The organism is Streptomyces sp. NBC_00190 (genome assembly GCF_036203305.1).
Taxonomy (GTDB): domain Bacteria; phylum Actinomycetota; class Actinomycetes; order Streptomycetales; family Streptomycetaceae; genus Streptomyces.
Map to the genome: position 1 here is coordinate 3,163,170 of NZ_CP108131.1, position 13,509 is coordinate 3,176,678.

Annotated in this window: 14 protein-coding genes; 2 read left to right on the forward strand and 12 right to left on the reverse strand. The window is 73.5% G+C overall.

Annotated features, from left to right (window positions below; translation table 11 throughout):
- Positions 1-22: 22 nt before the first annotated feature.
- The 8 genes from OG429_RS15310 to OG429_RS15345 form a co-directional block, all read right to left on the reverse strand.
- Positions 23-820 carry an ABC transporter permease gene (locus OG429_RS15310; RefSeq protein ID WP_328925885.1) on the reverse strand — a complete coding sequence of 266 codons (798 nt, stop codon included), beginning with the start codon at positions 818-820 and terminating at the stop codon, positions 23-25.
- The gene (locus tag OG429_RS15315) at positions 807-1,811 is read right to left on the reverse strand and encodes a 2-aminoethylphosphonate ABC transporter permease subunit (RefSeq protein WP_328925886.1); all 1,005 of its coding nucleotides are present in this window, start codon (positions 1,809-1,811) and stop codon (positions 807-809) included. The genes OG429_RS15310 and OG429_RS15315 overlap by 14 nt, the downstream gene beginning before the upstream one ends.
- Positions 1,804-2,853 carry an ABC transporter ATP-binding protein gene (locus OG429_RS15320; protein WP_328925887.1) on the reverse strand — a complete coding sequence of 350 codons (1,050 nt, stop codon included), beginning with the start codon at positions 2,851-2,853 and terminating at the stop codon, positions 1,804-1,806. The genes OG429_RS15315 and OG429_RS15320 overlap by 8 nt, the downstream gene beginning before the upstream one ends.
- Positions 2,850-3,569, reverse strand: coding sequence for a phosphonatase-like hydrolase (locus tag OG429_RS15325; RefSeq protein WP_328925888.1), 720 nt, complete (start codon positions 3,567-3,569; stop codon positions 2,850-2,852). Before OG429_RS15325 ends, OG429_RS15320 begins: the two co-directional genes overlap by 4 nt.
- A 5-nt stretch (positions 3,570-3,574) precedes the next feature.
- The gene (locus OG429_RS15330) at positions 3,575-4,696 is read right to left on the reverse strand and encodes a TIGR03364 family FAD-dependent oxidoreductase (protein WP_328925889.1); all 1,122 of its coding nucleotides are present in this window, start codon (positions 4,694-4,696) and stop codon (positions 3,575-3,577) included.
- A 147-nt stretch (positions 4,697-4,843) separates the two neighbouring features.
- Complete coding sequence (locus tag OG429_RS15335) at positions 4,844-5,608, reverse strand: GntR family transcriptional regulator (RefSeq protein WP_328925890.1); 765 nt, start codon at positions 5,606-5,608, stop codon at positions 4,844-4,846.
- A 33-nt stretch (positions 5,609-5,641) separates the two neighbouring features.
- The gene (locus OG429_RS15340; protein WP_328925891.1) at positions 5,642-6,394 is read right to left on the reverse strand and encodes a hypothetical protein; all 753 of its coding nucleotides are present in this window, start codon (positions 6,392-6,394) and stop codon (positions 5,642-5,644) included.
- Positions 6,395-6,717: 323 nt separating this feature from the next.
- Positions 6,718-7,809, reverse strand: a complete 1,092-nt coding sequence (locus OG429_RS15345; RefSeq protein WP_328930276.1) for an ROK family transcriptional regulator — start codon at positions 7,807-7,809, stop codon at positions 6,718-6,720.
- Positions 7,810-7,936: 127 nt separating this feature from the next.
- On the opposite strand from OG429_RS15345, the gene OG429_RS15350 reads away from it, so the two are divergent.
- Both OG429_RS15350 and OG429_RS15355 read left to right on the forward strand, forming a co-directional pair.
- Positions 7,937-9,040, forward strand: a complete 1,104-nt coding sequence (locus tag OG429_RS15350; protein ID WP_328925892.1) for a Gfo/Idh/MocA family oxidoreductase — start codon at positions 7,937-7,939, stop codon at positions 9,038-9,040.
- Positions 9,041-9,136: 96 nt separating this feature from the next.
- On the forward strand, positions 9,137-10,324 hold the full coding sequence (locus tag OG429_RS15355) for an ALF repeat-containing protein (RefSeq protein ID WP_328925893.1): 1,188 nt from the start codon (positions 9,137-9,139) through the stop codon (positions 10,322-10,324).
- Positions 10,325-10,439: 115 nt separating this feature from the next.
- On the opposite strand, the gene OG429_RS15360 is transcribed toward OG429_RS15355, so the two are convergent.
- From OG429_RS15360 to OG429_RS15375, 4 genes are all read right to left on the reverse strand, one after another.
- On the reverse strand, positions 10,440-11,297 hold the full coding sequence (locus tag OG429_RS15360) for a fumarylacetoacetate hydrolase family protein (protein WP_328925894.1): 858 nt from the start codon (positions 11,295-11,297) through the stop codon (positions 10,440-10,442).
- Positions 11,298-11,419: 122 nt separating this feature from the next.
- Complete coding sequence (locus OG429_RS15365; protein ID WP_328925895.1) at positions 11,420-12,094, reverse strand: YidC/Oxa1 family membrane protein insertase; 675 nt, start codon at positions 12,092-12,094, stop codon at positions 11,420-11,422.
- A gap of 114 nt (positions 12,095-12,208) precedes the next feature.
- A complete protein-coding gene (locus OG429_RS15370) occupies positions 12,209-12,544 on the reverse strand; it encodes a DUF6412 domain-containing protein (RefSeq protein ID WP_328925896.1) in 336 nt (111 codons plus the stop codon).
- Positions 12,545-12,647: 103 nt separating this feature from the next.
- A complete protein-coding gene (locus tag OG429_RS15375) occupies positions 12,648-13,457 on the reverse strand; it encodes a class E sortase (RefSeq protein WP_405681418.1) in 810 nt (269 codons plus the stop codon).
- Positions 13,458-13,509: the final 52 nt, after the last annotated feature.

Sequence of the window (13,509 nt, forward strand, 5' to 3'; positions counted from 1 at the left end):
TCGGCAGGGGATCAGCAGGGGTTCAGCGGTACGAGGCTCTGGTGCGGATGCGGGAGACGGCCAGCAGGACCAGCAGGGTGGTGGCCAGCAGGACCACGGCGACGGCGGAGCCGCTGAAGAGCGAACCGCGGTCGGTGGCGGTGAAGATCCGGACCGGAAGGGGCATCCAGTCCGGCGGGTAGAGCATCATCGTGGCGCTCAGCTCACCCATGGACAGGGCGAAGCAGAGCCCGGCCGCCGCGGTGAGGGACGGCAGCAGCAGAGGCAGCTTGACCCGCCACAGCACGTACGCGGGGCGGGCGCCGAGGGAGGCCGCCGCCTGCTCGTACGCGGGGTCGAGTCGTACGATCGCGGCCGCGACCGACTGGTAGGCGAACGCCGTGACAAGAATCGTGTGCGCCAGGATGACGAGGGAACTGGTGCCGTTGAGGAGCAGCGGCGGCCGGCTGAAGGCGACGAGCACGGCGAGGCCGACGACCACGGACGGCACGGCGACGGGCAGCATGAACAGTGCGTCCAGGGCCCGCTTTCCGCGCTTTCGGGGGCCGGCCGCGGCCAGCGCGGCCCAGGTGCCGACGGTGAGTGCGAGCAGGCTGGCCGCCAGGGCGGTGACGAGGCTGGTGGTCAGGGCCTGGAGGGATTCGCCCCGCACCGCGGAGGCGTAGTTCCCGGTGGTCGGGCCGGAGGGGAAGGCGCCGGACCAGTGGGTGGAGAAGGAGGCCGCGACCACCACGAGCAGGGGCAGCGCGAACAGGGGAAGGAAGAGGAGACCGAACAGGCTCCAGGCGGCCCAGCGGCCGGCCTTGCTATGCACCAGCACGCTTGCTCACCACCCGGTAGAGGCCGAACAGACCTACGGAGATCGCGATGTTGACGACGGCGACCACGCAGGCGGCCGAGTAGTCGGATTCGAGTATCGCCTTGCCGTAGATGAGCATCGGGAGGGTGGTGACGTCCTTGGCTCCGGTGAACAGGACGATCCCGAACTCGTTGAGGCACATGACGAGGACGAGGCTGCCGCCTGCCGCGAGGGCCGGGAGCGCCTCGGGGAGGATCACCTGCCGGACGATCCGGGCGGGCCGGGCGCCGAGGCCGGCGGCGACCTCCAGCTGGGCGGTGTCCAGTTGGGAGAAGGCGGCGAGCAGGGGACGCATCACGAACGGGGTGAAGTACGTGATCTCCGCGAGGAGGACGCCCCAAGGGGTGGTGAGGAAGTGGAAGGGCCCCTCGGCGGCGCCGGTGAGGCCGGTCCAGGCGCCGTTGGCCATGCCGACGGTGCCGTAGATGAAGAGGAGGGCGAGGGTGATGAGGAAGGAGGGGAAGGAGAGGAACACGTCGATGAACTTCGCGACGCCGCGGGACCCGGGGAAAGGCACGAAGGCGATCACCAGCGCGAGCACGAAGCCGAGGACCAGGCAGCCGGCTGTGGCGCCGACGGCCAGCCAGACGGTGGTGCCCAGCGCTTCGCGGAAGGCGTGCGACGCGAAGACCTGCGCGTAGGCGTCGAAGGCCCCGCCGCCGTTCTCGGGGGTGAGGGACTGCTGGACGACCAGCGCGAGCGGGTAGAGGAAGACCAGCGCGAGGACGGCCACGGGCGGTACGGACCAGAGCCAGCCGGGTACGGTACGGGGCGCCCGTGCGGCGGGGGCCGCGAAGCCGCCTGGGGCTCCGCCCGGGCCGTCGGGGCCGCCCGGCGCGAAGCTTCGTACGGTCCGGGTCTTGCCCCCGTTCTGGTGCTCGGACCGGCCCTCGCCCTCGGACCGGGCCTGGTGCGGGACGGTCGCGGCGGCCGGGGCGGGGACCTCAGCCATCGGAGACCCCCGCCGACAGCAGGACCGCGTCCCGCGGTTCGAAGTGCAGCGTCACCGTGTCGCCCAGCGCGGGCGTCTCGCGCAGCTCCGGCAGGTCCGCCTTGACGCGGTGGCCGTCGACGTCGACGTACAGCCGGTGGGTCGAGCCCCGCCACTGCACCTCGGCGATGGTGCCGGTCAGCGCGTTGGGCCCGGCCCCGAGGCCGAGCAGGTGCGGCCGTACGCACAGGGTGGCGGTGGAGCCTGGCGCGGCCCGTCCACGGTCCAGCTGCAGCGCCCGCCCGGCGAAGAGCGCCCCCGAGTCGGCGACGGTCACCGGCAGGAGGTTGGCGTTGCCGACGAACGACGCGGTGAACTCGGTGCGCGGGGCCCGGTACAGCTCCTGCGGGGTGCCGCAGTCCTGGAGCCGGGCCTTGTCCATGACGGCGATCCGGTCGGCCAGGGTGAGCGCCTCGACCTGGTCGTGGGTGACGTACAGGATGGAGACGTCGGGCAGTTCGCGGTGGAGCCGGGCCAGTTCGGCGAGCATCCCGGAGCGCAGCTGCGCGTCGAGCGCGGACAGCGGCTCGTCCAGCAGCAGCACCCCGGGCCGGATGGCGAGGGCGCGGGCGATGGCCACGCGCTGCTGCTGGCCGCCGGAGAGCTCGCGCGGGTAGCGCTTGGCGTACGCCGCCATGCCGGTCATCTCCAGCGCCTCGGCGACGCGGCCGGGGATCTCGGCCTTGGGGGCCTTCTGCGCCTTGAGGCCGAACGCCACGTTGTCCTCCACCCGCAGGTGCGGGAAGAGCGCGTACTGCTGGACGACCATGCCGATGCCGCGCTTGTACGGCGGGAGCGCGGTGACGTCCCGGCCGCCGATCAGCACCCGGCCCGCGACGGGCCGTACGAAACCGGCGACCGCGCGCAGCGCCGTGGTCTTGCCCGACCCGGAGGGGCCGAGCAGGGCCATCACCTCACCGGGCTCGACGGTCAGGTCGAGGGAGTCCAGGACGGTGTTGCCGCCGTAGGCGACGCAGACCGAGTCGAAGCGGATGCCGCTCACGAGCCGGACTCCCGGGCCAGGAGCGCGGGGAGTTCGGCGACGGAGCCGAGGACGTGCGTCGCGCCGTGCTCCGCCAGCGCCGCGCGGTCGTGGGCGCCGGTGAGGACGCCCGCCACGATCCCGGCTCCGGCGCGGACGCCGCTGAGCATGTCGTAGGCGGTGTCGCCCGCGACGACGATCTCGCGTACGCCGGCCACGGCGCCGGTGCGCAGGAAGGCGGCCAGCACCATGTCCGGGTAGGGGCGGCCGCGGCCGCCCGCGTCGGCGGGGCAGAGCGTCAGGTCGGCGAGGCCCTGCCAGCCCAGGGCGGCGAGGATGGCGTCCTGGGTGACGCGGGCGAACCCGGTGGTCAGGACGACGGTGCGGCCGTCGGCGCGGAGCTTCTCGATGGCCTCGCGGGCTCCGGGGACCGGGGCGATCAGGCCGCTGTCGACGAGCTCGCCGTACGCCTCCTCGAAGGCGGAGTTGGCGCGCTGGGCGAGCTCCTCGGTGCCGAAGAGGTGGCGGAAGACGGAGATCTTCGACTCGCCCATGGTGTCGCGGACGTACTGGAGCTTGGCGGCGTGGTCGGGGGTGCCGGCCTCGACGCCGAGGCGCTCGGCGGCGCGCTCGAAGGCGCGCTCGACGAGGCCGCCGTCGGCGACGGTGGTGCCGGCCATGTCGAGGACGATCAGGTTCTTCTCGGTGTGCTCGGTGTTCTTGGTGTGCTCGGTCATCTGAGTTACCAGCCCAGTTCGTCAGCGGTGGTCTCGGCTATGGCGGGCGAGCAGGTCATGCCGCGCCCGCCGGGTCCGGTCACCAGCCAGACGCCGTCGGCCACCTGCTGGCGGTGGACGACGCGGGTGGTGTCGGTGCACTGCGCGTACACGCCCGCCCAGCGGTGGCGGATCTTCGGCAGCGGGCGGCCCAGGAAGGACTCGACCACCTCGGTGAGGTGCTCGTAGGGGTCTTCGAGGGTGTCGAACGCGAAGGGGTGCTCGTACTCGTGGGTGTCGCCGATGGTCAGGCCGCCGTCCTGGCGTTGGACCATCAGCAGCTGCATCTTGTGCTCGGCGGCGACCGGCGCCTGGGCCTGCTCGGCGCCCAGCCGGTCGAGGGCGGCGGACCGGTAGGCGGGGTAGTAGCGGAAGCTGTCGGCGTCCGCGACGGAGGTGGTCAGCGGCTCGCCGAGCGGGGCGGTCTGCATCATCTGCAGCCGGACGCGGCGCACGGGAAGCTCCGGGACCAGCTCGCGGACGAGGCCGGACAGCCAGGCGCCGGTGGCCAGGACGACCGCGTCGCCGCGGTGGACGTCGCCGTGGTCGTCGCGGACGGCGCCGGGGCCGGTCACCTCGCGGACCTCGCGGCCCGGGAGGAAGGTGTAGCGGCCGGTCGCCCGGAGCGCCTCGCGCAGGTGGAGCTGGGCGGTGCGCGGTTCGACGGCCGCGTCCCGCTCGCACCACAGCGCCGCCTCGAAGTCGCCGCGCAGGGCCGGGTTGATCTTCCGCGCCTGCTCGGCGGTGACCAGTTCGTACCCGCGCGCGGCGGCGTCGGGGCGGGCCACGGCCGCCTCGGCGACCGCGTACTCAAGGGAGTTGCGGACGGGGGTGAGGGAGCCGATGGCACGGAAGCCCAGGCCGGGCACCTCCGCGCCGATGCGCTCCCAGAGCTCGCGGGCCCGCAGGGCGGTGTCGAGCTCCTCGCCCCCGGCCCGCCCGCTGACCCAGATCTGGCCGAAATTGCGCAGTGACGCGCCGCGGGCCTCCGCTTCTCGCTCGATCTGGACGACCTCGTGGCCGCGTTGGACTGCTTGCCAGGCGTGCATGGTGCCGACCACGCCGCCTCCGACGACTATGACTCTCACACCTCAACGGTGGGCACGGCCCATGACCCTTGAGGATCCGACGGGCAACGCCCCGGTGAACAGCCCTCGACGCTTGGACTAGACCCGTTATCGTTCCGTGATGCAGATGCGTCCCTTTGCGCCGGGTACGGACGGATTGGCTCGGGGCTATTCGGGCCTCAGGCGGGTCGTGAAGCTGAACCGGTCGCCACGGTAGAGCGAACGCACCCGCTCCAGGGGCCGGCCGTCCTGGTCCCGCGAGAAGCGGTGGATGAGGAGCATGGGCAGGGCGGGCGGGGTGCCGATCAGCAGTGCCTCGCGGGGCGTCGCGAGGACCGTCTCCAGTTTCTCGTCGGCGTCGCCGAAGGAGATGCCGAGGCTGTCGCGGAGATATCCGTAGAAGGAGGAGTCCGGCTGGAAATCGCTGTCGAGGCGGGGGGCGCGGGCCACCCGGACGTAGGTGCTCTCCAGACCGACGCGCTCGTCGTCGGCCAGCAGGACACGCTCCAGGTGCCAGACCGCCTCGCCGGGTTCGGCGCCGATGCCGGGGGCGAGGTCGGGCGGGCAGGGGAACTGCTCCAGGCCGATGAGGTTTCGGCCGGGCCTGCGCCCCTGGCGCCGTACCCCTTCCGTATAGCTGGCCAGTGAGAGCGGCTGCTCCAGCTTCGGGCCGGCGGCGACGGTCCCGCGGCCGGAGCGGCGCAGCCGGCCTTCCAGCAGCAGCTCGCGCAGGGCCTGGCGGACGGTCTCGCGGGACACCTCGTAGCGTTCGGCGAGATCGCGCTCGGTGGGCAGCGATCCGCCCTCGCCGAGCTCGTCGAGGAGCTCGGCGATCCGGGCCTTGACGGCGTAGTACTTGGGGATGCGGCCGTGCTCGGGGATGCCGGAGCGGACGGGCGAGCCGGGGCGGTGGGGCTGGATCTGTTCTTCCACGCTGGGACTCTATGCGGGGCGGATGTACGAAGATCAGCGGGTGGGGGCGCGCAGCCGCCGGCCCCCGATCACGAGTCCGCCGCCGACGGCGAGGGCGGCCACGGCGGCCGCCGCGGCCCCGACCGCCCGGCCACGGGGGCCGGTGTGCGCGAGGGACCCCGCCTCGACGGGGTCCTGCGGACCTTCCACGGAGAACCGGTAGCCGCCGGCCTCGCCGATCCAGTCGCCGTCGTCGCCCTTGCGCTGGACGAGCGCGGCGTCGGCGAGGACTTCACCGTTGGGGGCGTCGGGCGCGAAGGCGAGGCCGACCTTGACGGTCAGCGACCCGCCCGCGGCGACGGTGAAACCGGGGAAGGCGTCGCCGCCGTCGAAGACGGCGATGATCTCGTCCCGGTCGGACCGCTCCAGGCTGACGGGGAGGGTGCCGCCCGGGGCGTCGAACTCCATCCGCAGGTGGGCGGGGCGCAGGGCGCGGGCCTTGTCGGTGAAGACGACGACGGGATGGATGGCCGTGCACACGGAGTCCGTGGTGTTGGTCAGGTCCAGGTACCAGGTCTGCGGCCCGCCGCCGGTGCGGTACACGGCCGGGCCGCCGCGGATCCGGGCGCCGATCGGGAAGGCGGTGCTCTTCCCATCGCCGCAGGTGGCCTTCGCGCGGGAGGGCAGCGCGGGGGCTGGGCGGGCCCCGCCGCCGGTGCCGATGTCCGCTCCGGCGGTGGGTGCGGTGGTGGCGATCAGCGCGGCGGAGAGGACGGCGCCGAGGGCAAGGGCTTTGCGCAGTCGCATGGAAGACCTTCGCTGCTCGCCGGACGGGACGATGGTCGGACCAGGTGACAATCACCCCGGTCCTGCCCGCACCCTGCCACGCACGCGCGAACCGTCGCCGCGCACCGCGCCCGAGTCGTTCCGGTTTACGCCCGAACGGCGCACGAGGTCAAGCCAGCCGGCGAATCCAGCCCCGCCGGCGCTTGAGGCGACCTTTCAGCCCCGCCGGCGTTTGCCCGCGGGGGTCCGCGGGCAGCGCCCCCGGCAACGGCGCCGCACCCGGCACACCGCCCCGGCACCCAGCACGGTACGGCACCGGCACCGGCACCGGCACCGGCACGACGTCACCCCGCCCGCCCGAACACCGGCCCGAGCGCCAACTCCGCCGCCCCCTCCGCCACCCCCGCCTCCGCCAGGGCGACCACCGGCCGGGCCGGATCAAGCGCGCGCACCGCGAGAACGGCCCCGACCCCGGCCACGAAGACGTCCGGCGCCGCCGCCACCACACGCCCGCCGAGCAGCACACGGTCCACATCCAGCAGCGCCACCAGATTGGCCGCGGCCTCGCCCAGGATCCGCGCCGCCTCGGGAAGATCACCCCGGGCCACCGCCCCCAGGCACAGCGCCTCCACGCAGCCGCGCGCCCCGCACCGGCACGGCGGGCCGTCCAGCAGGAGCACCTGGTGCCCGAACTCCCCCGCCGCCGAGCGCTCACCGCGGTAGACCTCGCCGCCCAGCCACAACCCCGCGCCGAGCCCGGTCCCGACGTGCAGGTACACGCAGGTGCGGGGCCCTCCGCCGGCAAACGGATGGGCATACGCATCCGGCGCGGCATCGGCGACACGCCCGGCAGCCGCATCCGGCCAGGCGGCCCGGAGCCACACCCCGGCCGCCGCGGCCGCACCGGCGTTCGTGTCCTTGTCCAGCAGCACCGGCAGACCCAGCCGCCCCTGCAGCACCCCCCGCAGCGGAAAGCCCTTCCAGCTCGGGAACCCCGTCACCCGCCCCATCGTCCCGGCCCGGTGGTCGAGCGGCCCCGGTGCGGCCACCCCGACGCCCAGGGGCGGCAGCCCGGCCGGGTCTCCGACCCGCGCGACCGCCCGTACGACCGCCTCCACCACCGACTCCGGGCCGGCCCCGAAGTCCAGCGGGCCACCGCCCTCGGCGACGACGCGGCCGGTCAGGTCCACCCGTACCGCCCGGAGCTCATCGCGGTCCAGGTGCACTCCGACGGCGTGATGTACGTCCGGCACCAGCCGGAGCAGGGTGCGCGGTTTGCCGCCGGTGGACGCGGCTCGCCCGGCCTCGGCGACCAGCCCGTCCGCGCCGAGCCGGGCCGTGATCTTACTGACGGCCTGCGGGGTGAGCCCCGTACGGGACGCGAGCTCGGCGCGGCCCAGGCCCGCCGGGCCCGCGCCGCGCAGCAGATCCAGCATCAGCGCCTCGTTGTACCCGCGCAGCGCCGGCAGGTTCACCCCGCCGCGCCCGTCCCCGCTACCCCTGTTCACGAGTCCATTGTCCACCTTCCTTGCACTTCGGCAACACTGTTGCCAAAGTGGTTCCATGAGCAACCCCGCCTCCCCTTCCTCCCCCGCCCCCCTCCGCGTCGGCCTCATCGGCTACGGACTCGCCGGTTCCGTCTTCCACGCCCCCCTCGTGGCGGCCACCGACGGCCTCGTCCTCGACACGGTCGTCACCTCCGACCCGGGCCGGCAGGCCCAGGCCCGCGCCGAGTTCCCCGACGTCGAGATCACCGCCTCCGCCGACGAGCTGTGGGCGCGCGCCGGCGGCGCGGACGCCCTCGGCCTCGTGGTGATCGCCTCCCCCAACAAGACCCACGTCCCGCTCGCGACGGCCGCGCTCACCGCCGGGATCCCCGTCGTCGTGGACAAGCCGCTCGCCGCCACGGCCGCCGAGGCGCGCGAGCTCGCCGAACTCGCCGAGCGGACCGGCACGTTCCTGTCCGTCTTCCAGAACCGCCGCTGGGACAACGACTTCCTCACCCTGCGCCGCCTCCTCGCGGACGGCGAACTCGGCGAGATCCAGCGCTTCGAGTCCCGCTTCGAGCGCTGGCGCCCGCAGCTCAAGGGCGGCTGGCGGGAGTCGGGCGCGCCGGAGGAGATCGGCGGGCTGCTGTACGACCTGGGCAGCCACGTCGTCGACCAGGCGCTGGTGCTGTTCGGACCGGCGGTACGGGTCTACGCGGAGACCGACGTGCGCCGCCCGGGCGCCGAGGCCGACGACGACACCTTCATCGCGGTCACGCATGCGAACGGGATCCGCTCGCACCTCTACGTCAGCGCCACCACCGCCCAGCTCGGGCCACGCTTGCGGGTCCTGGGCTCCCGGGCCGGCTACGTCAAGTACGGGCTCGACCCGCAGGAGGGCGCCCTGCGTGAGGGGCTGCGGCCGGGGGCGGACGCGCCATGGGGCGAGGAGCCCGAGCACCTCTGGGGCCAACTGGGCTCCGGCGAGTCCCCGTTGACCGGAGGCGGGACTCCGGTTCCGACGGCTCCGGGCGACTACCCGGCGTACTACGCGGCGGTGGCCGCCGCGCTGCGCGAGGGCGGGCCCAACCCGGTCACGGCGTACGAGGCCGCGCGGTGCCTCGATGTGCTGGAGGCGGCCCGCAGGTCGTCCCGGGACGGCGCGGTCGTCGAGTTGTGAGCCGCTTCATCCCGAAAACCAGTACTTCGTGCTTGATAAACGATCTATCCTGCACAGGTTGTCGATCATCACACATGTGAAGAACGGACTCACCCTGTGAAGCTGCCCCGGATCGCGTCGGTCGTGGCGGCCGCCGCGATAGCCCCGGCCGTCCTGCTCTCCTCCCCCGCCTTCGCGGCTGACACCGGATCGCCGTCCGCACCGTCGGCGCCGAGCGCGCCGACCGCGCCGAGCGCGCCGACCGCGCCCGACAAGGGACCCGCGGAGGAGAAGCCTGCGGAGGGCACCCAGGCCGCGCAGGACCGGGCCAAGATCCAGGCGATCCTGGCCGACCCGGCGAGCGGACCGGGCGTGCGCGCGGCTGCCGAGAAGGCGCTCAAGGGAACGGCCGCGCAGATGCGGCACTTCCTGGAGGTCGTCTGGCAGCAGGAGCAGTACACCGACGACCAGGTGCGGGTCAGCCAGATCCACAACGCCGGCGGCGTCGCCGTGAAGCGTGAGGCCCAGAAGGCGCTCAAGGCGGGAACGCACGCCGCCCTGAAGGAGTTCCTGACGGTCGGGCAGCACAAGGCCCGGTACGAGGACGACCAGGTGGAGCTCTTCCGGATGCTGAACGGCGCGGGCAAGGGCATCCACGACGCCGTCGTGAAGCTGCTGCGCGACGGGACTCCGGAGCAGGTGCGCCAGTTCATCGAGACCGGCCAGCACGACGTCCGCGCGGGCGACGACCGCGTGGAGATCGCGCGCATGCTGAACGGTGCCGGCCCGGGCCTGAAGGCCGCCATCAACGCACTCCTCGACGGGAACCCGTCCAACGCGGTCCTGCGCGAGTTCGTGAAGACCACGCAGCACACGCTGCGCGACGAGGACAACAGCGTCCTGATCTGGTCGATGCTGAACAACGCCGGTCCGGAGCTGAAGAAGGCCGCGATCGCCGCGATCAAGGGCACGCCCGAGGACCGCGCCGCGTTCCTGAAGACCGGCCAGCACGAGGCGCGCGCCAAGGACAAGGCCGCCGAGGACGCGGCGCGCAAGACGGGCAAGGACGGGTCCGCCGGTACGGGGACGGGTACTGGCTCCGGGACGGGGACGGGGACCACGCAGGCCGTGTCCCACACCACCGGCAACACGAACGTGGCCCCGGCGGGCGGATCCACCTCGCTCGCGAACACCGGCGCCGGTTCCGAGAACGTCTGGCTCGCGGGCGGCAGCGCCGCCGCGCTCGCCGCGGGCGCCGGCCTGGTGCTCGCCAACCGCCGTCGCCGCACCTCGTCCGAGGGCTGACCCAGGACCGCGACGGCGACGGGACCGGAACGGAACGGACCCGGAGCCGGAGCCGGACCGCATGTGCGCGAGGGGCGGGCTGCCGGTGGCGGCCCCGCCCCTCGCGCATGCGCGGCTAGGCGCTCTTGAACTCCTGGCGCTGGCGGCCGAGGCCCTCGATCTCCAGCTCCACGACGTCACCGGCCCGCAGGTACGGCTTCGGCTCCGGCTGGCCCATGGCCACGCCGGCCGGCGTACCGGTGACGATGACATCGCCGGGGTACAGGGTCATGAACTGGCTCAGGTACCGGACGACCTCGCCGACCGGGAAGATCTGGTCCGCGGTGTTGCCGTCCTGCTTGAGCTCGCCGTTGACCCACAGCTTCACATCGAGGCCCTGCGGGTCCGGGACCTCGTCGGCCGTGACCAGCCACGGGCCGAGCGGGGTGAAGGTCTCGCAGTTCTTGCCCTTGTCCCAGGTGCCGCCGCGCTCGATCTGGAACTCGCGCTCCGAGACGTCGTTGACCAGCAGGTACCCGCCGACGTGCGCGAGGCCCTCCTCGGCGGACCCCAGGTAGCGGGCGGTGCTGCCGACGACGACGCCGAGCTCGGCCTCCCAGTCGGTCTTCACGCTGCCGCGCGGGATCAGCACGGTGTCGTCCGGGCCGACCACGGTGTCCGCGGCCTTCAGGAACAGGATCGGCTCGGCCGGCGGCTCCGCGCCGATCTCGGCCGCGTGCCCGAAGTAGTTCAGCCCGATGCCCACGATCTTGCCTATGCGGCCGACCGGGGCGCCGATCCGCAGCCCCTCGGCGTCCAGGACCGGAAGCTCGGCCGCTTCCGCCGCGTCCCGTACCCGGGAGAGGACGGAGCCGTCGGCGAGGAGAGCCCCGTCCACATCCGTGATCAGGCCGGACAGGTCACGCACGGTGCCGTCCTGGTCGAGAAGCGCGGGGCGCTCCGACCCGACGGGTCCGACACGCAGCAGCTTCATGGGCATTCTCCCGTGGTCGTGGGTGGTCGGCCCATGGGCGTGCCACGGGCCGGCCGATGGGTTGCGGCCATCGGAGGATTGGTTGATCCTCCAAGATGCCCGACCAATCCGCAAGACCCTGTTCACAGGCTGGAACGCGCCGCTCCGGCAGCCCGGCGCTGGAGCCAGGCGCGCTCCGCCACCGACCACGCGGTGGTCGTCAGCAGGTAGAGCCCGGCGGCCAGCGGCACCACGGCTGCGGTGATCAGCGTCCCGAACGACAGCAGAGGCAGTACGCCGCCCAGCTTGCGCATGACCTGCTGCTGCTCGGCACTCAGCTCGGCCACCGCCCCGGCGCCGGCCTTGGCCTTGGCGTTGCCCCGCCCGGTGAGCGCCGCCGGGGGCGCGGCAGCCGCCGACGCGGCAGCCCGGCGTCCCCGTACCGCGCTCCACGCGGCCACCCCCGCGATCGCCGCGAACAGCCCGAGGAACACCAGCCCCTGCGCGCCGAACAGGCCGCCCTCGCCCAGCGCCTCGGTCCACCGGGCCCCGAGCGGCGCGGCGAACAGCCGGTGCGCCAGCAGCTCGTCCGCCGAGGAGAAGGCCCGGTACATCAGGAAGAACACCGGCAGCTGCAGCAGCACCGGCAGGCACCCCGCCACGGGCGTCGCCCCGCGGAACGCGGCCCGGCTCAGCGGATGCAGGGCGAGCCGTACGAGCACGGTGAACAGCACGATCGCGGCAGCGGTCGCGGACTCGGCCAGTACCGGCTCCAGCAGCCGGCCCAGCTCAACAACAAGATGGGTGAAAACGGACACGCGGGCCCTCCGAAGGGTCTCGTCGAACGTCGAAAGAGATGCGTTTCGGCGTGACGACCCGCGAGGGGCGACAACAGTGTTCAGTCAGCAGAAGGCGTGAGGTACTGCGCGCCCCTACGCGGCCGTCGGGACGAGACGGCCGGGCGCCCTGGGCCGCGACCGGCCCGAAGCGTCGGGATCGCGCTGCGGCAGGAACGCCGTGCGCTGCTCGCGATCACGGATCGCGGTGCGTATTCGGTGCGGCGGCACGGGCCGCACCAGCCGTGCGGCGGCGGCCAGGGCCTCGGCTCCCACGGCGACGGTGACGGCGAGAGCGACAACGACCGCTCCCAGCCCACCCCCCTCGCCGGCGAACAACCCGAGTGCTCCCCCGAGCAGCACCAGCACGGGCAGCAGCAGGGCCGCCGCCCGCGAGGCCCGGGAGACGAACAGGAGGAAGTGCCGAGCCATACGGACCTCCCCCTTCCACTCCCGCGGCACGAACCTCCGTACGAGATCCGCCACTTGCGATCGATACTAACCGGGCCCCCTGACAACGGTCCGGGGGCGGGGGTCAGGACCTGAGGGTCCCCCACACCACCAGCCGGTACTTGGAGGTGTACTCGGGCGTGCACGTGGTGAGCGTGATGTACGCGCCGGGCTCGCTGTACCCCTGGCCCGGCTTCACCACGCTGTGCGGCACGGGCGCGATCACCCCGGTGTCGCGCTCGGTCGTCTCGTTCAGGACCTTCCCGACCACGTACACGTAACGCCGCCCCTGCACGTCGACGATCAGCTCGTCCCCCTCCCGCAGCCGGTTGATGTACCGGAAGGGTTCCCCGTGCGTATTGCGGTGCCCGGCCAGCGCGAAGTTCCCCTGCGCCCCGGGCCGTGCGGTCCCGGGGTACTGCCCGGCGTACCCCTTGTCGAGCACGGTCCGCTTGTCGACCCCCTGCGCCACGGGGACGACGAGGCCGAGGCGGGGGATGCGCAGGACGGCGTACGCCTGCTCCCGGGCGGTCCGGGCCGGGCCCGGCGCCGGCCCCGACCCCCGCCCCGGCGCGCCGGCGGCGGGCGAGCGCGCGGGTGACGGCGACACGCCGTGCTCCGCGCCCCCGGAAGAAGCGGACGGCACGACGGACGGAAGGACGTCAGGGGCTTCCTCGACCGGCCCGGAAGGGGAGCCGGCCCACTCGCTCTCCAAGGCCCTGACCTGCTCACGCGCGGCGGCCGCAGCCTGCCGGTTGGTCCACCACACCTGGTGCACCACCAGGAGCGCCACCACCACACCCACCGTGGTGATCACCTCGGCGCACACCCACAGAACCCGCGCGAACACGACCCGCCGCTCCTGCCCGCCGCGCCCCTGAACCACCACACGCATGGGATCCCGCACGGGCGGCACCTTAAGACCTCCCCCGTCAACTGACCAGCGG